This window comes from Sediminibacterium sp. GW821-FHT12F12 (genome assembly GCF_058806635.1).
The window spans coordinates 1-21,674 of sequence record NZ_JBXAPW010000006.1; the positions used below are offsets into that span (position 1 = coordinate 1).

General features: G+C 45.2%; 16 protein-coding genes and 3 tRNA genes. 9 read left to right on the forward strand and 10 right to left on the reverse strand.

Annotation, left to right across the window (positions count from 1 at the left end; all coding sequences use genetic code 11):
* Nucleotides 1-1,180: 1,180 nt before the first annotated feature.
* The 3 genes from AC1RNB_RS10340 to AC1RNB_RS10350 all read left to right on the forward strand — a co-directional run bounded on the left by AC1RNB_RS10340 (nt 1,181) and on the right by AC1RNB_RS10350 (nt 4,644).
* Complete coding sequence (locus AC1RNB_RS10340; protein WP_493082597.1) at nt 1,181-2,476, forward strand: hypothetical protein; 1,296 nt, start codon at nt 1,181-1,183, stop codon at nt 2,474-2,476.
* 210 nt (nt 2,477-2,686) lie between these two features.
* Nucleotides 2,687-3,544, forward strand: a complete 858-nt coding sequence (locus AC1RNB_RS10345; RefSeq protein WP_493082598.1) for a restriction endonuclease — start codon at nt 2,687-2,689, stop codon at nt 3,542-3,544.
* A gap of 326 nt (nt 3,545-3,870) precedes the next feature.
* Nucleotides 3,871-4,644, forward strand: coding sequence for a hypothetical protein (locus tag AC1RNB_RS10350; RefSeq protein ID WP_493082599.1), 774 nt, complete (start codon nt 3,871-3,873; stop codon nt 4,642-4,644).
* Nucleotides 4,645-5,458: 814 nt separating this feature from the next.
* On the opposite strand, the gene AC1RNB_RS10355 is transcribed toward AC1RNB_RS10350, so the two are convergent.
* The 7 genes from AC1RNB_RS10355 to AC1RNB_RS10385 form a co-directional block, all read right to left on the reverse strand.
* Entirely contained in the window at nt 5,459-6,127 is a 669-nt protein-coding gene (locus AC1RNB_RS10355) for a DUF4386 domain-containing protein (RefSeq protein ID WP_493082600.1), read from the reverse strand.
* Nucleotides 6,124-6,774 (reverse strand): porin family protein, encoded by a 651-nt coding sequence (locus AC1RNB_RS10360; protein WP_493082601.1) that lies wholly within the window; start codon nt 6,772-6,774, stop codon nt 6,124-6,126. Before AC1RNB_RS10360 ends, AC1RNB_RS10355 begins: the two co-directional genes overlap by 4 nt.
* Before the next feature lie 129 nt (nt 6,775-6,903).
* The gene (locus AC1RNB_RS10365) at nt 6,904-7,608 is read right to left on the reverse strand and encodes a LytR/AlgR family response regulator transcription factor (protein WP_493082602.1); all 705 of its coding nucleotides are present in this window, start codon (nt 7,606-7,608) and stop codon (nt 6,904-6,906) included.
* Nucleotides 7,601-8,668, reverse strand: a complete 1,068-nt coding sequence (locus AC1RNB_RS10370; RefSeq protein WP_493082603.1) for a sensor histidine kinase — start codon at nt 8,666-8,668, stop codon at nt 7,601-7,603. Before AC1RNB_RS10370 ends, AC1RNB_RS10365 begins: the two co-directional genes overlap by 8 nt.
* Before the next feature lie 486 nt (nt 8,669-9,154).
* Complete coding sequence (locus AC1RNB_RS10375; protein WP_493082604.1) at nt 9,155-10,384, reverse strand: alpha/beta hydrolase-fold protein; 1,230 nt, start codon at nt 10,382-10,384, stop codon at nt 9,155-9,157.
* A 128-nt stretch (nt 10,385-10,512) separates the two neighbouring features.
* Nucleotides 10,513-10,586: transfer RNA gene (locus AC1RNB_RS10380), tRNA-Cys, on the reverse strand.
* Between the two features lie 54 nt (nt 10,587-10,640).
* Nucleotides 10,641-10,714: transfer RNA gene (locus AC1RNB_RS10385), tRNA-Arg, on the reverse strand.
* Between the two features lie 219 nt (nt 10,715-10,933).
* Here AC1RNB_RS10385 and hutH point away from each other — a divergent pair.
* From hutH to tilS, 3 genes are all read left to right on the forward strand, one after another.
* Nucleotides 10,934-12,427, forward strand: coding sequence for a histidine ammonia-lyase (hutH, locus tag AC1RNB_RS10390; RefSeq protein WP_493082605.1), 1,494 nt, complete (start codon nt 10,934-10,936; stop codon nt 12,425-12,427).
* Nucleotides 12,428-12,684: 257 nt separating this feature from the next.
* Nucleotides 12,685-14,346: a glutamine--tRNA ligase/YqeY domain fusion protein gene (locus tag AC1RNB_RS10395; protein WP_493082606.1), complete on the forward strand. Its 1,662-nt coding sequence runs from the start codon at nt 12,685-12,687 to the stop codon at nt 14,344-14,346.
* A gap of 101 nt (nt 14,347-14,447) precedes the next feature.
* Complete coding sequence (gene tilS, locus AC1RNB_RS10400; protein WP_493082607.1) at nt 14,448-15,854, forward strand: tRNA lysidine(34) synthetase TilS; 1,407 nt, start codon at nt 14,448-14,450, stop codon at nt 15,852-15,854.
* On the opposite strand, the gene AC1RNB_RS10405 is transcribed toward tilS, so the two are convergent.
* Together AC1RNB_RS10405 and AC1RNB_RS10410 are read right to left on the reverse strand one after the other, a co-directional pair.
* Nucleotides 15,842-16,480: a rhomboid family intramembrane serine protease gene (locus AC1RNB_RS10405; protein ID WP_493082608.1), complete on the reverse strand. Its 639-nt coding sequence runs from the start codon at nt 16,478-16,480 to the stop codon at nt 15,842-15,844. The genes tilS and AC1RNB_RS10405 overlap by 13 nt on opposite strands.
* Nucleotides 16,481-16,629: 149 nt before the next feature.
* Nucleotides 16,630-17,103 (reverse strand): 23S rRNA (pseudouridine(1915)-N(3))-methyltransferase RlmH, encoded by a 474-nt coding sequence (locus AC1RNB_RS10410; protein ID WP_493082609.1) that lies wholly within the window; start codon nt 17,101-17,103, stop codon nt 16,630-16,632.
* Between the two features lie 141 nt (nt 17,104-17,244).
* Between AC1RNB_RS10410 and AC1RNB_RS10415 the strand changes: the two genes are divergently transcribed.
* The 3 genes from AC1RNB_RS10415 (at nt 17,245) to AC1RNB_RS10425 (ending at nt 21,425) form a co-directional block, all read left to right on the forward strand.
* Nucleotides 17,245-18,600: a Gfo/Idh/MocA family protein gene (locus AC1RNB_RS10415; protein ID WP_493082610.1), complete on the forward strand. Its 1,356-nt coding sequence runs from the start codon at nt 17,245-17,247 to the stop codon at nt 18,598-18,600.
* Between the two features lie 20 nt (nt 18,601-18,620).
* Nucleotides 18,621-19,658, forward strand: coding sequence for a phosphotransferase enzyme family protein (locus AC1RNB_RS10420; protein ID WP_493082611.1), 1,038 nt, complete (start codon nt 18,621-18,623; stop codon nt 19,656-19,658).
* Between the two features lie 66 nt (nt 19,659-19,724).
* A complete protein-coding gene (locus AC1RNB_RS10425) occupies nt 19,725-21,425 on the forward strand; it encodes a GMC oxidoreductase (protein WP_493082612.1) in 1,701 nt (566 codons plus the stop codon).
* A 169-nt stretch (nt 21,426-21,594) separates the two neighbouring features.
* Here AC1RNB_RS10425 and AC1RNB_RS10430 read toward each other — a convergent pair.
* A tRNA-Arg gene (locus tag AC1RNB_RS10430) sits at nt 21,595-21,671 on the reverse strand.
* Nucleotides 21,672-21,674 lie beyond the last annotated feature (3 nt).

The following is a 21,674-nucleotide window of genomic DNA, read 5'->3' on the forward strand; positions in this document are numbered from 1 at the left end:
GATCTCTGTCCCTCTGTGTTGAAAAACAACACTGAATCACAATTACGCAAAAACATCCAGCTTATTTTTTAACACAGCGTCCTCAGAGCAACAGAGGATCACAGAGATGCGATACGGATAAAAACCCCATGAACTGTTTGTATTGGAATGGTTGAAAAATGAAGGTACTACTGAGTTCTGCTATTCAAGCGGATTAGCGTAAAATGTTTTCCGTAGTTAGTCAGAAAATTCCTCTGCGTAAACTCCGCTTCTCTGCCCCTCTGCGGTTGGATGTAGTTACCACCAACCGCAGAGAACGGGAGAACGGGGAGTTTGCGCAGAGAGGGAGCAATTGGAAGAATTTGCTTTCATCACTACGGCCGGTAAAACAGCAGCTTTTCTCTGTGTAACTCCTGATCTCTGTCCCTCTGTGTTGAAAAACAACACTGAATCACAATTACGCAAAAACATCCAGCTTATTTTTTAACACAGAGTCCTCAGAGCAACAGAGGATCACAGAGATGCGATACGGATAAAAACCCCATGAACTGTTTGTATTGGAATGGTTGAAAAATGAAGGTACTACTGAGTTCTGCTATTCAAGCGGATTAGCGTAAAATGTTTTCCGTAGTTAGTCAGAAAATTCCTCTGCGTAAACTCCGCTTCTCTGCCCCTCTGCGGTTGGATGGAGTTACCACCAACCGCAGAGAACGGGAGAGCGGGGAGTTTGCGCAGAGAGGGAGCAATTGGAAGAATTTGCTTTCATCACTACGGCCGGTAAAACAGCAGCTTTTCTCTGTGTAACTCCTGATCTCTGTCCCTCTGTGTTGAAAAACACCACTGAATCACAATTACGCAAAAACATCCAGCTTATTTTTTAACACAGCGTCCTCAGAGCAACAGAGGATCACAGAGATGCGATACGGATAAAAAAACCATGAACTGTTTGTATTGGAATGGTTGAAAAATGAAGGTACTACTGAGTTCTGCTATTAAAACGGGTTAGCGTGAAAAGTTTTAGGTAGTTAGTCAGGAAATCTCTCTGCGAAAACTCCGCTTCTCTGCCCCTCTGCGGTTGGATGGAGTTACCACCAACCGCAGAGAACGGGAGAACGGGGAGTTGTCGCAGAGAGGGGGCAAGGAGATAGCTTCTCACTATCAATAAGAGTTTTCGCTAACTTAGAAATTCAATGTCTGCCTTATGAGAAAATACCTGCTTGTAGGAATAATTCCGTTTTGTTTACTGATAGCCTGTACCTCAACACCCAAAACAACCACACCTTCCTTTACCATTACCGCTGCAGAGCCGGTGTATTTTAAATCTTTTGTAGACTGCAATATGGCCGAAGCCTGGGTGGGCGATACCTTTCGCATATTCCCGGGCAAATATGGCGAAGACCCCTTGTGGGGCGATGCCCGCGACCTGAAATATGCCGATGGCAAAAATGCTGCAGAAGCCTTTAACCGCCGCTTCGAAGAATTTACAGAACCCATCCTTCCCAAAAATGTGGCACCCAAGGCAGAGGGCCTGCATGGTGCTGTCTGGTTTGAAACCGTTTACCAGGATCCCAAAGACAAATCAGGCAAAACCTTGTATGCATTGTATCACAACGAAAATTATCCCAATACTTTTCCTTACCGTACCAACACAGGGAAAGGTTATATTGATCAAAACTGGCCGGAGGGTTTAACCGGACAAAAAACACCGGCAGCGGTTTGCCGTATCGGTATCATGCGATCGCTGAATGGTGGGCATAGCTGGGAGAACAAAGGCATTGTGCTGGAAGATAACCAGCCCCGTATGATCCTGAAACCGCATAATACTTCGGTTACCTTTGCGGGTGGGGTGGGAGATCCTTCTGCTATTGCGAGTGAGGGTTATCTCTATATTTTTTATGGCGAATATGGGTATCCCGGCCAATATGAACAGGCCAGTTATGACCCGCTGAAAGAATACAGCGGGCAATGCATCAGCATGGCCCGGATTGCGCTGGCCGATCTGCCCAATCCCGCAGGTAAAGCCAAACGCTGGGATGGTGCTGATTTTACCGTGCCCTATGATGGCATTGGCACACCCATCCGTTCTTTGCAGATCCCGGTAGCGGCTGGTGGCGGGCCCACTTCCTCGCCCCAAAGTAAATATTACTGGGGCCCATCTGTTAGCTGGAATACCCACCTGAAAGCCTGGGTAATGCTGATGGCCAGGGCGGAAGGCCCTAAGTGGATGGGCTCGAATGTATACATCTCTTTCAATACCAACCCCTCGCTGGCTGGTAAAGCAGGGCAGGAGTGGAGCACACCCGAACTGCTGGTGAGCAAACCCGGACATACCATCTGGTACCCTTCTTTACAACCCATTGGCGGAACCGCGGAAGTGCAAAACAAAAACACCTGCTTACAGGTAGGCAAAACCGCCCGTTTGTTTTTTAAGGATAATGCGAAGGATACGGCGATGTATTTGTCGGAGTATGTGGTGAGGTTTTATGGGAAGGAATGAGGGATAGATTTGTTGTTAGTTCTCATCTTACTGACTGAATATGTGGGAGACTTACAAAAATAATAGAACCCTTTTTGATAACTTATAATATATTTTACTTATGTTTATTATACGATAGTTATACACGCAAAGCCAACTTAAATAGCTGGATTGGCGCTATAGTGTAGCGGGTATAACTAAGTTGGCTGCAACCTTATATGACAATTTACAATGACTTGGAAAGATTACGAAATAGAAATTTCAGAATACTTTAAACGACAGTTTCCTAATGCTGACATAAGCCACAATGTAAAAGTTGAAGGACGCTACTCTAAAATTCAACGACAAATAGACATTTTAATAGAAGACTATGTTGCTGGGAATAGAATGAGAATTGTAGTTGATGGAAAATTTTTTTCTGCAAACATTGACGTTAAAGGTGTAGAAATGTTTATCGGATTGCTCAATGATTGTGAAGCAAACAAAGGCTTGCTTATAACACAAGAAGGATATTCCCAAGCTGCAATAAATAGAGCATTTTTCGACCCTATTGATATTGAGTTAGACATTTTAAATTTCAAAGAGCTTTATGATTTTCAAGGTTTTGAAGGTGTAATTCATCGTGGTAAAGAAGGTGTTGCTTTTCCTGCACCCTTTGGTTGGATAATTGACGCAACACAATATGAAGGAGTTTTGGCAACACTTTATCAGCGTGGACTGACTTTAATTGATGCACAGACAAAGAAAGAATGGATTTATGCTAACATTTGGACAAAGGGTGACCAAATAAACAGTTTAGACGACTTGATAAAGCAGCAAGAGCAAGACACTTTGAAACACGACCGCAATGCAAAAATTAATTACTTGAACACAATTAAAAGAACCGACTTCGCTACTAAATTGAGAACAATTGAAACTTCTGGCTATCCAACCAAAGAATATACTGGCTTTGTGGAGTTTGATAAAGCTATCTTTTTTTGTGTAATGTTCACACCAGAAGAATTGAAAAAGAAAAACATACGGAAACTGGAAACTATAATACAAAACGCATTACCAGTAGAACTAAACTACTTGACAAAAAAAAACTGACAAAAAAAGGCTGCAGCCAACATTGCATTGGCATTATGGCGGCTGACGGAATGCAGGTGCCCAGCAGCAACAAGAAATCAGCTATAGTTCCAACTTGATGTTATCAATTTTGCGACAGAATAAATCATCGCCTTTTGTATCTTTAATCAGCAACAGTTCCCGGCAGACGGATCACGGAATGCCGCCACAACGCCAATGCTGGGACGTTAGGTACAGGCATTCTCTAAAAAACAGTCAAAAAGCAAGTAATTGTGAGGAATATATTAAACCAACTAATTATTTTATTCTCAGTACAACTAATTTTCTGCAGTTGTACTAAAAATGCTTTGGAATATAGCTTAAATAAGCGTGAGAATTATTTAGTGGATAAAATAACAATAGTTCTGGACACTGCAAATTTCACTAATACCTCTTTTATATATGATAGCAACAACCATCTTGTCAAAAGAATAACGACAGGAAAATTTGTTGAAAATAGGAAGGTGCGTGAAAAGAAATATGTGGATGAATTTGAATACACGAATGGACTTGTTTCAAAAATTCGTATCCAGGACTTAACCTATTTTATGTCAAGTTACGAGCTACATCTGTTTTATAATTCAAAAAATCAACTTCTAAGAGAAGAAACCTGGATGAACAATACTAGGATGGGACACCAAAATTTTTATTATTTGGACAATAAAATGGTAAGCATCTATGCTGATAATTCTAAACCCTTCGAAACAAATACACTTTATTATGATAATTCTGGAAATCTGATAAAACATTCGTATCGAATTCCGAAAACCGACGTATTTGGCTTCCCCGTCCCTAACGAATTCATGGAGTTGAATTATATGTATGAATATGATGATAAATCAAAACCTAATATAGGGTTAGATTATCTATTTGTCTATTCACCATTTCAAAACTTAGGAACAGAAACAGGATATGCCAGAGAACTGTCTGCTTGTAATCTACAAAAATTTCAAAACAGAGGAACAACTTGGTCATATGAATATAATAGCGAGGGATTGCCCATTAGCTGTGAAATGAAATGGAGTGGAATTCAAACTTTACAACCTATGATTTGGAATATAACCTACAAAAAAATAAAGTGAACCTTTCTGCACCTGACAAGTGGCTTTGCAAAAGTGGGGCTACAGAATGTTGTCTCCGCAGACGCTGCGATCAAGATGCCGAACCTCTGTCTACGTCCTGTAGTTCAATTTTACTCACGGCAAGTTTCCTCTGCGTATTCTAAAAATATAAAACACCTTTTGACGGCTTAGAATATAGTTATAATCATTTAATTTAAGCTGGTTATACACGCAAGGCTGTGCTAAATAGCTCTATTGGCGCAATAATTTATCGTGTCAAATTAAGTTGTGCGCACTCCTCCTAAGCCGAAATGATGGGTGGCTTTCTTCATATTTAAAGCATTCCCGGATTTGTTTTAATCGCTGAAGGAAAAACCCGGTGCTATCCTCCTAAATCAACACTCAAACAACGGCATAAAAAAAGCCCGGCTCTGTGAACCGGGCTCTCAGCGCCTTTGACCTTACCGTGCTTTTTTCTTTGGATCCGCTTTCTTCTGTGCGGAGCTTTTCTTTTTAGTAGGCTTATTCTTTTTTGGTTCAGCTGTCTTTTTCGACATAGATTTTAATTTAAGGTTAGTGAATTATTTACCCATGGCTGCAGCGTATTTTGCCTTTTCTTACCTGTTGTTCTTTCAGAAGAGGCGACTATACAGCCAGACTGTAAGTAAACAAAGATATGCCTATAAACGTAAATAGAAGTTTAATCAAAGTCAGCCGCTCGGGCATATTTAGTCTTCTCAGCGTGTTCTTTCATGATGGGTCTCAGCAAATGTCTTCCGCCTGGGGCAGAGACTCTGCGGTCAGGGTGCCGAACCCGGGTTTACTTAATGCATTTCTATTTTACCCGCCGAAAACCCTTACTAACCAGGTAAAGGCCCAACGAAAATTCAAAAACTGCCACAAGTAGTGCAGATAAGCCTGCCAGCGCACTGTGCTGCCCGATACTGCCAAACATGATAGCGAGATACCCGGCAATTAACGGGAACGCCCCCAGTATCCCTATCATGGCCAGCCAACGTGGCACTAGTCCTGATCTGTATAATAAGAATCCCAACAACAGATCATTGATGGCGGGTAGAAAACTTTGGCCAAGCAGAAAGATCCGGTCATATAGTGCCACCAATGCCTGTGCAGTAATGTTGCCGCTGGCACCCAAACCAGACTGGTGCAGGCTCACAGTACCAAGCAGGAAAGCCACACCAGCAAAGATGGTGGATGCTTCCAGTACCCTTGATAGCAGGAGGCCCATTGACATGACCCGGTGCTGCTTTTTAAGTACCGGATAGAGTACCAGCGCGGTAGCAATACCAGCGAGGGCTACGATAATTTCCAGTATTCCTCCAATGATCACTTTTGTATCTGCTCCCACACTGGTCATGTACCCCGGCTCATGGATCCCGGCATACAGCGAAAGGGTGGGGATCGATACAAAGGTCAGAAGGTAAAACAAACCTGCTGTAAGTGAGACCTTACGATCTGGACTTAATTGATGGAATGTGCTCATAATTTTGCATGTAATGGGTTCTTCTTCCAGGCTCTTGAAAAATGGATGCTTACAATGAAACTCCTGTTATAAGATTCCTGTCCGTATGAGATATTGGTCAGACCGTAGTTGTACCGTAAATCGATCGCAACCCTTTTTTGCCTGAACGGGAATTCAAAGCCCCCACCTGCCTGTATACCGGCATCCCAACGTTTAAATCCTTCCGAGGTCTTATTAAAAACAATGTTCTTAGATAAATTGTCGATCTTATGGGTTCCTGACAGATTATACGCAATGGATGGTCCGGCATTCAGGTAAACCGGTCCAAAGTGAACACGGGCCAGGACAGGCAATTCAAGACTGTATACATGTGTTGTTGTCTCTTTACCGTTGAATGGATTGTTTTCTTTTAACTTCCCACCCTTTGACATGAAATAAAATTCAGTGACTAGGGAAAAATGTTTTGTGATACCTGCCTGGAAAGTGGCACCTACCTGTACACCCAGCACAGCTTTCCTGTAATCCTTTAATGAACTGTTGGCCTTGCCATAGTTGAAGTTGGTGCCGACCAGGTTAATAACAGGGTCGAGGTAGGTTGTCTGGCCCAAACCCGCAGCGCTTACTAAGAGCAGTGCCAGCAGGATGGTGATGTGCGTTTTCTTTTTCATAATACTTTGTTTGAGGTGGAGATATAATTAACTCGAACAAAAGTATCTGTGCAGGAGAGGTGCAACAATCGAAGTATGCAAAGCGGGTTGAGGTATCTACGTTTTGCCCTTACTCATCTTCAAGAGGGTTTAGCTTAAGGGCTTATTATTGATGTGCTGGTAGAAAGCTTCCTTATATGTATCAGAAACAGGAATCAGTTCGGCGCCGATCCTGATACGGCTGCGCTCAATGGATTCTATTTTGTTTAGTGACACCATATACGATTTATGCACCCTGCACACCAAATTGGGCGGGATCAGTTTTTCAAATTCACTGAAGCTCTGCAGGGTCATGATCTTTTTGCCCGTTGTATGGATCTTTAAATAATCGCGCATCCCTTCAATATAGAGGATCTCATCGATCCTCACTTTTTCCAGCCGGTTCTCTGTTTTCACAAAAATGAACTCAGGCGCAGACTGGTCGGTACTTCTTCGCATGATGTTTTCCTGCGCCTTGTTGACCGCCTGCAGAAAGCGGTTGAAGGTGAAGGGTTTCAGCAGATAGTCCGTGATAGAAAGTTCATAACCTTTGAGCGCATATTCCTGGTAAGCCGTGGTAATGATCACCTGGCTTGAGATCCGGGTGCTTTCCAGTAATTCAATACCGGAAAGTTCGTCCATATTGATATCGAGCAATAAGATATCCACGTTATTATTCTTCAGGTAAGCAAGCCCTGCCAGCGCATTATCAAAAGTGGCAGATAATTCAAGGAAAGGAACTTTGGCAACAAAACTTTTTGTTTTGCCCAGGGCCAGCGGCTCGTCCTCGATGATGATGCAGGTGTACTTATTCATAAGGGATGGTTAGGTCAATGCAATAACGTTCATCTGTTTTGGTTACTTCCAGTTTTTGCCTCCCGGCATAGATCAGTTCGATTCTTTTTCTGATCAGGTTATTACCCAAACCGCCATAGGCTTCCGGCAACAGCATCTTCTGGTCGAATTTGTTTTCACAGACCAATTGTACGGTTTCGCTCATGATATGAATACTGATGGTGATGGCATTCTCCAGTTTCTTGTTATTGGCGTGCTTAAAAGCATTTTCAATAAATGGGATAAAAACCATAGGGGCAATGCTCCTGGTACCAACAACACCGGTCACCGAAAAATGAACATAGTTCTCATTTGCGGTCCTGATCTTTTGTAAAGAGATATATTTCCCGATGTATTCGATCTCTTTCGATAAAAGGATCTTGTCAGGTTTTGTTTCATAGAGGATAAAACGCATGATATCCGAAAGCTTGTTTAAATATTCGGAAGCCGCCACGGAATCATTCAGAATCAATGCATCAATGTTATTGATGGTATTAAAGAGCAGGTGAGGGTCAAGCTGAGACTTGATTAAGGCCATTTCCATCTGGTGATTCTTTTCCCGGAAATTCTCCTTTAGTTTGATCTCGTTCACCCAGGTAACAAATCCCTTGATAATAAGCGCCACTACACCCGATATGGAGCCTATAAATGTCATAAATGCAATCACCGTTACAGCGGTTGATCTGCCGTTTCTTCCGCCTTTATCCATATCCTTCATATTGCCGGTCTCGATATAGAACCGCAGGAGCGTATAGCCCACTATCGCGGCTCCCGCTGCAATGCCGATCCCGATCAGGATAGAGAGCAGGTATTTTTTCTGCTGCAGGTACCGGGGAAAGAGTAAAAAGTAATTCAGGAAATAGGCGATCACCGAAGGGATAAAGGCAAAAAAGAACAGGTTTTTAAGCGCATTGATCATTCTCGGCAGGTGCTCGGCTGTGTTGGCGCTGCTGCGGTAATATACCGAGAGCATGATAAAAATCAACATACCGTAGCAGAACCAGAATCCGACATGCAACAGGATGACAAATGATTTTTTCATTAGAGATGTTAAGTAGTATCCTGTAAAAGTCTCTCTCAGTCCCGTCGTTTCTGCAATTTATATGCAAAACCGGCAAATATGTCTTCAAAATGAGAGGAACCAATATGAATGTAGGGTTAAATACTTACTGATTTTTAATTTTTGTCTACCTTTTTGGTATTCGGGCCTTCCATAGTGGTACCCCGGTCAACTATGCCACTGTTATCCTGGAAAGACACCCTGATAACATCATCCTTTTGAAAAAATATGACCTTTTTATAGCAATAGCGTACTGCTGCTGATCACTATTCTTTTGAATACTTAGCTGGTATTGTCTGCTACAGAACTGGATCGCAAATATAGAAAGCTGATGGATTCGATCTGGTGGTTGTAGATGATAGTTAGGATGATCACATTAACATCTTGCTGCTGTATCCGTTCAAAATACCCCGTAGACCCTGAGTTATTCCCGCCATTTTGAATCATGTGCAATTAGTGATTTTATGACTATTTGATCAAGGCGTTTAGTTTTGTTCTTGTTTCAGCGATTTCCCGGATGGACAATGCTTTCCTGAATCGTTCAATGGCTTGTTGTTTATCGCCAATCGCTAAGTAATAATCTCCATAAGAATCCTGGAGATTGGCGTCTAAAGGATAATTCAGCACGTTCAGTGCAAACAACTGCCCTGCCATATTGAACTGCTTTGCATTCAACGAACGATAGCCCAGGCTGTTTACCAGCGAAGCGTCGGGCAACACCGTATAGCCGAGTTGCCGGGAAATCGTCAGATAATGTTCCTTTATAACGGGTACTAATTGAGGGTTAGATACCTGATGATCCGCATTGATCGGAAACGCGTAATAGTCAAATATAAATTTCAGGGCGTTGTAGGCGGAAATAAATGAAACAGTGCCATGTGTTTCGTTCTCGTAGTAAGCATACTGAAACCTCAGTTTATTTTCCGGGTGTTGTTTAACTAAATGAATCAGTTCTAAATTATCACGAATCAGCTCTGTATTATCAGTGGTGTCTGATTGAACGGCCGTTGTATCCATACCTTTTTCCATGCGGTTTGCTATGGACATGAACAGTGTTTTATTTTCGTATTGACCTTTCGCAATGGCCCTTAGCCCTTCTTTTACGATTGCATGATCATCCCACCAAAGCGCTGCATCAAAAGATAGATATGCATTAAACAAAGCCGGGTGGTGTACCAGGGTGTGAATCACCATCAAACCACCCAGTGAATGACCCATCAGTAATTTATATTCAGATACCGGGTAATTCGCCCCGATATAAGGTAGTAACTCCTGCTCCAGAAACACTACAAATTTTTCACCGCCACCTGAACTACTGATTCCATCAGGGCCAGCTGTTACAGCAGTGGGCGTCAGGTCGCGTCCCCTGTTCGTATTAGGGATGCCTACAACCATCATTGGCGGAACAGTACCCGAGCTGACCATTCTTTCCACCATCGCTGCCACTGAACGGAAGTTATTCTCTCCATCCAGGACATACAATACCGGGAATCTTTCACTTGTGGCTGTTTTCTTTTTCTTGATCCCATACGGTGTCCAGATCAAAAGTGGGCGCTCTTCATGCAGGATCGTTGAGTAAACACTGTCCGCAAATCCCAATGTAAATGGCGCTTGCGCCGATCCACTAATGTAACTAAGTAACAGGAGAATAGGAAAGACAAGGTATCTCATGGTGCAATTGACGCTTTTCTTTCGCATTTTGACAACCCGGTATGCAAAAGGCAGATAAATGTCTGCAACCGGCGCCAAAATCCTTCCAACACCATTTTAAGTCGTTCCGTGTTCCGTAGGGTGCAAAAAAAGAGAAGCCATATAGACTTCTCTCGTGAACCGGATTGGATTCGAACCAATGACCTTCCCGCTTGCAGCGGGATGCTCTATCAAGCAGAGCTACTGGTCCTGTTTAGTTTGGGTTATGGTGCAAAAAAAAGAGAAGCCATATAGACTTCTCTCGTGAACCGGATTGGATTCGAACCAATGACCTGCTGCTTAGAAGGCAGCTGCTCTATCCAGCTGAGCTACCGGTCCTTATAGTCTTTGGCTATTAGTCTTAGGTCTTTGGTAGTCAGTATCTAATTGATACCAAAGACCTAAGACTAAAGACCATCCCTTAAAACTGCTCGAACGGGCTGCAAAATAACGGAAAAAACGGTATCGAAACAAACAGAAACAGATTCAAAGGTGCTGTGCATAGAAATGCCCTCGGTCTGTACCAAAAACGTTTTACTTTGCGGCAAACGATTGCCAATGAGTTATAATTATCTTCCCTTAGACCGGAAATGGCTCCACTTTGACCAGGTAAAAAACCTGCTCGACTACAACCAGCAGGTTTCCATCACTTTCGACGCCCATGAACGGATACTGGCCTGCCGCCAGTACCTGGATGCCAAAATGGAAGATAAAAACGGCCTTTTTTACGGGATCAATACCGGATTTGGCTTTCTCCAGAACGTTAAGATCGATGCCAGCCAGATAGAACAACTGCAGTACAACCTGCTCGTTTCCCATGCCTGCGGGCTGGGAGAAGAAGTGCCCCGCGATATTGTGAAACTGATGCTGATGCTCAAGATCAAATCGCTCAGTTACGGTAACAGCGGTGTACAGATAGATACGGTGATCCGCCTGATGAGTATGTACAATAACGATGTGCTGCCCGTGATCTACACCCAGGGCTCGCTGGGGGCATCGGGCGATCTGGCGCCTTTGAGTCACCTGAGCCTGCCCTTACTGGGTCTCGGCGAAGTGTACCACGAGGGCCGTAAAATGCCCGCAGCCGAAGCCCTGCAGAAATTTGGCTGGCAGCCCATCCAGTTACAGAGCAAAGAAGGGCTGGCCCTGATCAATGGTACACAATTCATGAGTGCCTATGGTATGTATTGCCTCAAAAAAGCCGAACACCTGCTGGCCATGGCCGATCTGATCAGTGCTTTGTCGTTTGATGCTTTTGATTGTATCAGTCAGCCCCTCGACCCCCATATTCATGCCGTAAGAGCCCACAAAGGGCAGGTGCATACGGCCGAAACACTGCGTAATCACCTGGCAGGCAGCGAGATAGGCCAACAGGCCAAGAGCCAGGTGCAGGATCCCTATTCGTTCCGCTGCATACCGCAGGTACATGGGGCCAGTAAAGATGCTTTTCACCATATCCTGGACGTATTTGTGCGGGAGATCAATTCTGTAACCGATAACCCCAATATCTTCCCCGAAGACGACCTGATCGTAAGCGGTGGTAATTTTCATGGTCAGCCACTGGCGCTTACGCTGGATTACCTCGCCATTGCCATGAGCGAAATTGCCAATATTTCGGAGCGGAGAACCTACCAGCTCATCAGCGGACAACGCGGACTACCCCTGTTCCTCGTAAAAGATGCCGGGCTCAATTCTGGTTTCATGATCCCACAGTACACGGCCGCTGGTATTGTGAGCGAGAACAAACAATTATGTACACCCGCTTCGGTTGACAGTATTTCCTCCTCCAATAACCAGGAAGACCATGTGAGCATGGGTGCCAATGCTGCCACCAAATGTTACCGGTTAATACAGAATGTAGAAAAAGTACTGGCCATTGAACTACTCAGTGCCGCCCAGGCGCTTGATTTCAGGCGCCCCCTGCGTACTTCGTCCACACTGGAACAACTTATGACCGCTTTTAGGGAAAAAGTGAGCTTTAATGCAGCGGATAGGTTGTTGCATGAGGATATGGTGGAGGCGATTCGTTTTATGGAGGGGTATGGTAGGTAGGAGTCGGTAGTTTGGGGTTTGGAGTTTGGGGTTTGGAGTTAGGGGTAATCTTTCTACAAAACGGCAGACACCTGCTTTTAACGCGGAATCAACCTCTGGAAAAACGTCAGACATCCTCCCAATACTCCCTGGTCTCAGCCCCATCTGTTTCCAAGAAAAAAAAGCTATCCCACCCCAAACCCCCAACCCCAAACTCCAAACTCCAAACTCCAAACTCCAAACTCTCCCTTACCTTTGTTCCCTTACAAAGCAAAGCAATGAGCGAAGAAAAAAACCTGAATTTTATTGAAGAGATCATCGAAGAGGATCTGAAGAGTGGAAAACATAGTTCCATTACCACCCGTTTTCCGCCGGAGCCGAACGGGTACCTGCATATCGGGCATGCCAAGAGCATTTGCCTGAATTTTGGACTGGCCAAAAAATATGGCGGACAAACCAACCTGCGTTTTGATGATACCAATCCTACCACTGAAGAAACAGAATATGTAGAAAGCATCAAGGATGATATCCGCTGGCTGGGTTTTGAGTGGAGTAATGAACTGTATGCGTCCAACTATTTTGAGCAGTTATACGGGTTTGCAGTAACACTGATCAAGAAGGGGCTGGCGTATGTGGATGACAGTACCAGTGAAGAAATTGCCCAGCAGAAAGGAACACCTACGGTACCGGGTACGAGAAACCGGTTTGCTGACAGAACGATAGAAGAGAACCTGCAGTTGTTTGCAGACATGCGTGCCGGTAAATTTGAAGATGGCAGTAAAGTGCTGCGTGCCCGGATTGATATGGCATCGCCCAATATGCTGCTGCGCGATCCGATCATTTACCGCATCAAACATGCCCACCATCACCGCACCGGTGATAACTGGTGTATTTACCCTATGTACGATTTTGCGCATGGACAGAGTGATGCGATCGAAAAGATCACCCATTCTATCTGTACACTCGAATTCATCCCTCACCGCGATCTGTATAACTGGTGTATTGAGAACCTGGGTATTTATCCCTCGCGCCAGTATGAATTTGCCCGGTTAAACCTGACCTATACCATCATGAGCAAAAGAAAACTGCTGCAACTGGTGAATGAAGGGCATGTGAATGGCTGGGACGATCCGCGGATGTCTACCATTAGTGGTATGCGCCGCAGGGGATATACCGCGAGTGCCATCCGCGAGTTCTGCGACCGGATCGGGGTTGCCAAAAGGGAGAACCTGATCGATTTCAGTTTGCTCGAATTCTGTGTGCGCGAAGACCTGAATAAAATTGCTTTACGCCGTATGGTGGTATTTGATCCGCTGAAAGTGGTGATCGCCAATTATCCGGAGGGCGAAGAATGGTTACCGAGCGAGAACAACCCCGAAGATCCGGTTGGCGGACACAGGGAGATCCCTTTCAGCAGAGAACTGTATATAGAGCGCGAAGACTTTATGGAAACACCTGCCAAGAAATATTTCAGGCTGGCGCCCGGCATGATGGTGCGTTTAAAAAGCGCCTACATTATTAAATGCGAAGAAGTGGTGAAAGATGCTGATGGAAATATCACCGAAGTAAGATGTACCTATATCCCTGAAAGCAAAAGTGGCGCAGATACATCGGGCATTAACGTAAAAGGAACTTTGCACTGGGTAAGTGTGCCGCATGCGGTAACTGCCGAAGTGCGTTTGTACGACCGGCTCTTTAAAGTAGAAGATGTGGCCAATGCAGAAGGCGATTTTAAAGATCATATCAACGAAGCCTCTTTAACCGTGCTGCCGAACGCCTACGCAGAACCCGCTTTACTGAACGATACCGCCGATGACCGCTACCAGTTTATCCGCAAAGGGTATTTCAGTCGCGATAAAGACAGTACACCCGGTAAACTCGTTTTCAACAGAACCGTTACTTTAAAAGATGGCTGGGCGAAGGAGGTGAAGAAGGGGTAGGGGGATGCAGGTTACTGGTTACTGGTTGCTGGTTACAGGGGTTTTATTATTTGTATTGACTGCTAAACGGGTAAGCCAAGCTGCTATACTATTTATTCGCGATGGATTTACTACACAAATTTCAGGAGCAGTGGCAGGAGGAATTCTGTCAGCTAACACCGGCCAATACCCGTTTGCTGGTGGCGGTGAGTGGAGGGGTGGATAGTGTGGTGCTGGTGGATCTATTGAATTGCATGGGCTTTGATTTTGTGATGGCGCATGTGAATTTTCAACTGCGTGGTTCGGAGAGTGAGCGGGATGAACAGTTTGTGCGATCGCTGGCTGACATGTACGGCAAAGAACTGTTGGTAAAGAAATTTGATACAAAACTATACGCACAGGAACATAAACTCTCCATCCAGGAAGCGGCAAGGGTATTACGGTATGATTGGTTCAGCGAAATACTGGCTGGTTGGCTGTTAGCTCGCAACAGCCCAACAAGTACGGGCAACAATCCACAATTCACTTCATATTTTATTGTTACGGCGCATCATGCGGATGATAATATCGAAACGGTATTGATGCACTTTTTCCGTGGTACCGGTATACAGGGAATGGCGGGTATACAACCTTTGCTGAAAGAGCGGCAACTGATCAGGCCTTTGTTGGGTTTCCGGAAAAATGAATTGCAGTTGTATGCAGCTGCGAGAGACCTATCGTTTGTGGAAGATTCCTCTAACGCATCTGATAAATACACGCGGAATTATTTCCGTAACCAGTTATTACCGCAGATCAAAGAAGTGTATCCGCAGGTGGAAGAAAACCTGTTGCATACTATTGAACGGTTCCGGGAGATCGAGGCGATTTACCGGCAATCGGTAGACCAGCAGGTGAACCGTTTGCTCGAAGCCAAAGGTACGGAGTGGCATGTGCCCGTGATGAAATGGAAACAGGTAAAACCCCTGTCTACCATTACCTGGGAGCTGATCAGTCGTTTCGGATTTCACGCGGTGCAAACAGCAGAAATCATCAAACTGCTGGATGGGGAGAATGGGGGTTTTCAGGTTTCACCCAGTCACCGCATCATCCGTAACCGCCAATGGATGATCATTTCGCCCAATCACACCGCCACAGCGCAACATATCCAGATAGAAGAAGGGCAGACCGAAGTGGTATTCGAAAATGGGAAACTCCTCATTACTGCAAAATCAGAGACATTCACTCATCCACTCATTCACTCATTCACTCATTCTTCCTCAGAAGCTTCTCTGGATGCCAGTGAGATCCGTTTCCCGCTGCTGCTGCGCAAATGGAAGGCCGGGGATTATTTTTATCCGCTGGGCATGCAGAAGAAAAAGAAGCTGGGTAAGTTTCTGATCGACCTGAAATTATCCCGTACCGAAAAAGAACAGGTATGGGTGCTTGAAAGCGATAAAAGGATTCTGTGGGTGCTGGGTTACCGGATTGATAACCGTTTCCGCATCACCGGAAAAACTAAGCAGGTACTACAGTTGAACTATCTGAAATAATTCATCACTTCATTTACAAAACTCTCCAGTGGCCTGAAAGGACTCAGAAACTGGCTGGTAATAACGAGGAATACAACCCCGTATAAGGCTCCCCAGATATGCGCGGAGTGATTGATATTGCCATGTCCCTTTTTAGCGAGATAGGCAGAAATGCCCAGGTACAAGGGCCCGAAGATAAAAGCCGGAATATGAAAAGGAATCGGGAAAATGCCCATGCCCATGGTTGGATTTAAAAAGATCCCGGTAAAAATTACCGCAGAAACCGCACCCGAAGCGCCCAGGCTGCGGTAATAATAATCGTTGCGGTGTTTGAAATATGTAGGCAGCAAACAAACCACCAGGGATGAAATATACATGACGATGTACAAAGCTTTTCCCATCTCACTATAAATAGTAGTGAATGCCCTTTCTACCATATCGCCAAACAGGTAAAACGTGTACATGTTAAAGGCCAGGTGCATGAAATCGGCATGGATAAAACCGCAGGTAATAAAACGATACCACTGGTTGTGATTGGTAACGGCCGTGGGGTAGAAGATCATATCATTGGTGATCTTCTCATTCGAAAAAGCGGTGAAAGAGATCACACAGGTCAATAACAATATGATAAGGGTGATAGTAAGCATAGAGGCAATTTATGAAATTCTGTGGGAGAGATATATTAAATATTTCACAGTTTATTGTCTCTCTGCGAAACCTCCCTGTTCTCTGCGGTTGGATGGAGCTTTCACCAACCGCAGAGAACAAGAGAGGCGGAGTTTTCGCAGAGAGTTACTTAACTATGATGGTATTTCTCATTCCGTAAAATGGTACAGGCCCGGTACACCTGCTCGGCCAGGATCAGCCTGACCAGCATATGCGGAAATACCAGTCGGGATAAACTCCAGACCAGATCGGCTCGTTTGCTAACAGACTCATCCACCCCAAAAGCGCCACCAATCAGGAAAACGATTCGTTTGGTACTGCTGTTAGCTCTTTGTTGAATCCATTGGGCCAGTTCGGGGGAGCTGAGATTTTTGCCCCGCTCATCCAGCAAAATCAGGTGGTCGTCTTTTTGCAGTTGCGCCAGTATAACGGCAGCTTCGGCTTTCTTCAGTTCGGCTTCCGATAAAGTACCTGCATTTTTGGGTGGGGCAATGATCAGCCAGTCGGCCGGGAAATAATTATTGAGTCGCTTGGAGAATTCTTCAATACCCGCTTTTGCATACACTTCATGTGTTTTTCCTACCGACCAGAATTGCATTTTCATGTGATAAAAATAGAGAAAGCATTCGTCATTATGGAACTTAAATAACATACTTATGTATGCCTCAGCTTTTTTATCTTAGATGCTTCAACGGGCTGCCTGCAGCCACCACCAACTGATTGCTAACGATAATGCACATGCACTATGAACCGTAAAGAATTTGTTCGCACAGCCGGCCTGGCCACTGCCGCCATGGCCGTATTACCAGGTATGAAATTATTTGCCGCTGCACCCGATACCAAAGTAAGAATGGTATTGATCGGTACCGGTGCCAGGGGGGCGAATCACCTGGATCTTTTACTCCGCCGCAATGATGTGGAAGTGGTGGGCATCTGTGATATAGAACCCCGAGCCCTTACAGCCGCCAAAGAAATGATCAGTAAATCAGGTAAGCCCATGCCAGAAATTTTTACAGGCGATAAGTATGCCTGGAAAAAAATGGTGGAGAAAAAGAATATAGACGGTGTGGTGATTGCTACTCCCTGGGAATGGCACAAAGAAATGATCATTGGCTCGTTGGAAGCGGGTATCAAATATGTAGGTTCTGAAGTAATGATCGGCATTACCCTCGAAGATCATTGGGAAGTAGTGCGTGCCGCTGAAAAATACAAGGCGCAGGTAATGATGCTCGAGAACGTGTGTTACCGCAGGGATGTGATGGCGGTATTGAATATGGTGCGCCAGGGTGTATTTGGTGAATTGATTCACCTGCAGGGCGGTTACCAGCACGATCTGCGCGAAGTGAAATTTAATGATGGCGTAAATACCTATGGTCATGGCGTGGAGTTTGGTGAAAAAGGATATTCAGAAGCGCATTGGAGAACGGAGCATTCGGTTCACCGCAATGGTGATCTGTATCCTACGCATGGCATCGGGCCCATTGCGAACTATATCAATATCAACCGGGGCAACCGGTTTTTAACTCTGAGTTCTTTTTCATCCAAAGCCCGCGGACTGCATAATTATGTGGTGAAAAAAGGTGGAGAGAACCATCCCAATGCCAAAGTGAATTTCAAACTGGGCGATGTGGTTACCACTTCCATTAACTGTGCCAATGGTGAAACCATTTTATTGCAGCATGATACAAATCTGCCGCGTCCTTATTCGCTCGGTTTCCGTGTGCAGGGTACCGAAGGGTTGTGGATGGATGTGAACAAAAGTATTTATGTAGAAGGTAAATCGGCCAAAGCACACCAGTGGGATGATGCCAAAGCCTGGCTGGATAAATATGATCACCCGCTCTGGCAGCGCTGGAGCAAAGAAACGGCTGGTGCAGGACATGGCGGCATGGACTTTTTTGTGATCCATGCTTTCATCGAATCCATCAAACGCAAAACACCTACGCCGCTGGATGTGTACGATGCGGCGGCCTGGAGTGCCATTACACCGCTCAGTGAAAAATCGATTGACCTTGGTAACCAGATCGTGGAGTTTCCTGATTTTACCGGCGGGCAATGGATGTATCGTAAACCGGTGTTTGCATTAGGAGATGATTATTAAACACTGGCGGGAAGAAAATCATGGACATACCACAAGCGGTTTTAACAGCCTATGGATTTACCGGGCCGGATACAGTGATCAACGCATTCGGTACCGGTTTGATCAATCATACCTGGACGGTAACGAGGGAAGGGAAAAAGTATATCCTGCAAAGAATCAACACACAGGTTTTTCAACAACCGGAAGCTATTGCGGATAATATCAGTCGTATTGCTGCATACCTTGCGGAACATGCACCTGGTTATTTCTTTGCAGCACCTGTGATCGCCGCTGACGGAAAACAATTGATTACGATAGAAGGGGAGCAGGGCGGTTCTTTCCGCGTTTTCCCTTTTGTTCCGGGCTCGCATTCAAAAGAAGTGGCTACCGAGGCAAACCAGGCATTTGAAGCCGCTAAACAGTTTGGGAGATTTACCCGTTTGTTGTCGGGGTTTGATGCAAAGACATTACATACCACTATTCCTTCCTTTCATGATCTGTCTTTGCGTTACCGCCAGTTTCTACAGGCGCTCGAACAAGGTAACCCGGAAAGGATCCGGCAGTCTGCTGCGTTGATTCAGCAGATAAAAGAACAGTCTCAGCTGGTAAACAGGTTTGTGGAGATACAAAACGATCCCGGTTTCCGCATCAGGGTTACCCATCATGATACCAAGATCAGTAATGTGTTGTTTGATGAACAGGATCATGCTTTATGCGTAATAGACCTGGATACTGTAATGCCCGGTTATTTTATCAGCGATGTAGGTGATATGATGCGAACCTACCTGCCAACGGTTAGTGAAGAGGAAAAAGATTTTTCAAAGATTGATGTACGGGAAGATATGTACCATGCCATTGTAAAAGGGTATCTCTCAGAAATGGACGAAGAGCTCTCGGCTGCAGAAAAGGGATCTTTTTTTTATGCCGGTCAGTTTATGATCTACATGCAGGCACTCCGGTTTCTGACCGATCATATCAACCATGATCTGTATTATGGTGCCAGTTATCCGGATCATAATTTTGTGAGGGCCGGCAACCAGTTGGTGCTGCTGCAGAAACTGACCGCTATGGCTCTGTAACAATCTTTGCATAAAAAAGCAGAATGGGATACATTTGGTTACCGAGTTAACAATTAAATAATTTTTATGCCAGGCGACTCTTCTTACTTGAACAATACAGCAACTGAAAAAAATACGTTTGATGTAATTGTGGTAGGCTCGGGAATCAGTGGGGGATGGGCCGCCAAAGAACTCTGTGAAAAGGGATTAAAAGTATTGCTGCTCGACCGGGGCCGTAATGTAGCGCATCCCGATTATCCCACTGCCAACAAAGCCCCCTGGGAATTTGAACACCGCGGTACCCTCTCTACCGAAGACAGGAAAGATCATCACATACAAACCCGGCATTATTCTTACCGGGACGACAACAAACATTTTTACATCAACGATACCCAGAACCCTTACGAAGAGATCAGTCGCTTTGACTGGGTACGTGGTGATATTGTAGGTGGACGATCGATGTTATGGGGCAGGGCCTGTTATCGCTGGAGCGATCATGAATTTGAATCGAATGCCAAAGACGGGCATGGGGTAGACTGGCCCATCCGCTACAGTGATCTGGCTCCCTGGTACGATTATGTAGAAAAATTTGTGGGCGTTAGTGGTAACCGCGACGGGATCGCTTCTTTGCCTGATGGCGAATTTCTCCCTCCCTTTGAGATGAATTGTGTGGAGAAAGACCTGAAAGCCCGTCTCGAATCCAAATACGCCACCCGCAAACTGATCATGGGCCGTACCGCCAATCTTACCCAGCCCATTCATAACCGCACACAGTGCCAGGCGCGTAATCTATGTCACCGTGGTTGTCCGTTTGGAGCGTATTTCAGCAGTAATGCGGCCACCATCCCTGCGGCCCTGGCCACCGGTAAACTAACGGTACGTCCGGGCTCATTGGTATTGCAGGTACTCTACGATGAGCAAAAAAAGAAAGCCACTGGCGTAGAAGTGATGGATGTTACGAGCAAACAGACAGAAAAATACTTTGCCCGTGTGATATTCCTGAATGCGTCAACGGTGGCTACGGCAGCCATTCTGCTCCGATCCACTTCTCACCGTTTTCCCAACGGACTCGGTAATGGCAGCGACCAGGTGGGCCGTAACCTGATGGATCACCACAAAGGCATTTCGGTTACAGCATCGGTAGATGGATTCGAAGATTCGTATTATAGTGGTCGCAGGCCCACGGCACTGTATATACCCCGTTTCAAAAATATCCTGGAACCGGATAACCGTTTTCTGCGGGGCTACCATTTGAATGCCGGTGCTTCGCGTGGTGCTGCGGAACCTGCAGAGCAGATAGGTGCCGGTTTTAAAGATGCCATGTGCGAACCCGGCCCATGGAAGATCAGGCTTTATGGGTATGGCGAATGTTTACCTTACCAGGATAACAGGGTAACACTTAGTAAAACCAAAACCGATCCCTGGGGATTGCCCATGATCAGTATTGATTGCACTTTCCGCGAGAATGAAAAAACCATGCATGCAGATATGAGGGCTACGGGCCGCGAGATGCTGGAATCGCTGGGATATAAAAATGTGACGGATAGTTCTAAAATTTCCTCACCAGGAAATGCTAACCATGAAATGGGTACGGCGAGGATGGGAAAAGATCCGAAGACCTCTGTACTCAATGGGTTTAACCAGATGCACGAAGTGCCTAATGTGTTTATTACAGATGGTTCCTGCATGACATCCAGTGCCTGCCTCAATCCATCCATCACCTATATGGCCATAACCGCCAGGGCCTGTGATTATGCGGTGAAGCAGATGAACCGGTTGGATTTGTGAGGGGGAAATAGTAATTAATAATTAGTAATTAGTAATTGTTCTAAAAAGATCTGCACTGGTTGAGCGGGTCTTTTTATTTGAACAGATGAACAGGGAACCCGGAACAGCAAAACACGGAAGTGAGGGAATACTGCGGGCATAAAAAAGTCCCACATTTCTGTGAGACTCTTGGTGACCGCGTCAGGATTCAAACCTGAAACCTTCTGATCCGTAGTCAGATGCTCTATTCAGTTGAGCTACGCAGCCATT

Bases quoted from the DNA above. Each gene is read 5' to 3' on its own strand.
- AC1RNB_RS10340 (WP_493082597.1), top strand. From the start codon at position 1,181: ATGAGAAAATACCTGCTTGTAGGAATAATTCCGTTTTGTTTACTGATA.
- AC1RNB_RS10345 (WP_493082598.1), top strand. From the start codon at position 2,687: ATGACTTGGAAAGATTACGAAATAGAAATTTCAGAATACTTTAAACGA.
- AC1RNB_RS10355 (WP_493082600.1), bottom strand. From the start codon at position 6,127: ATGAGCACATTCCATCAATTAAGTCCAGATCGTAAGGTCTCACTTACA.
- AC1RNB_RS10360 (WP_493082601.1), bottom strand. From the start codon at position 6,774: ATGAAAAAGAAAACGCACATCACCATCCTGCTGGCACTGCTCTTAGTA.
- AC1RNB_RS10365 (WP_493082602.1), bottom strand. From the start codon at position 7,608: ATGAATAAGTACACCTGCATCATCATCGAGGACGAGCCGCTGGCCCTG.
- AC1RNB_RS10370 (WP_493082603.1), bottom strand. From the start codon at position 8,668: ATGAAAAAATCATTTGTCATCCTGTTGCATGTCGGATTCTGGTTCTGC.
- AC1RNB_RS10375 (WP_493082604.1), bottom strand. From the start codon at position 10,384: ATGCGAAAGAAAAGCGTCAATTGCACCATGAGATACCTTGTCTTTCCT.
- hutH (WP_493082605.1), top strand. From the start codon at position 10,934: ATGAGTTATAATTATCTTCCCTTAGACCGGAAATGGCTCCACTTTGAC.
- AC1RNB_RS10395 (WP_493082606.1), top strand. From the start codon at position 12,685: ATGAGCGAAGAAAAAAACCTGAATTTTATTGAAGAGATCATCGAAGAG.
- tilS (WP_493082607.1), top strand. From the start codon at position 14,448: ATGGATTTACTACACAAATTTCAGGAGCAGTGGCAGGAGGAATTCTGT.
- AC1RNB_RS10405 (WP_493082608.1), bottom strand. From the start codon at position 16,480: ATGCTTACTATCACCCTTATCATATTGTTATTGACCTGTGTGATCTCT.
- AC1RNB_RS10410 (WP_493082609.1), bottom strand. From the start codon at position 17,103: ATGAAAATGCAATTCTGGTCGGTAGGAAAAACACATGAAGTGTATGCA.
- AC1RNB_RS10415 (WP_493082610.1), top strand. From the start codon at position 17,245: ATGAACCGTAAAGAATTTGTTCGCACAGCCGGCCTGGCCACTGCCGCC.
- AC1RNB_RS10420 (WP_493082611.1), top strand. From the start codon at position 18,621: ATGGACATACCACAAGCGGTTTTAACAGCCTATGGATTTACCGGGCCG.
- AC1RNB_RS10425 (WP_493082612.1), top strand. From the start codon at position 19,725: ATGCCAGGCGACTCTTCTTACTTGAACAATACAGCAACTGAAAAAAAT.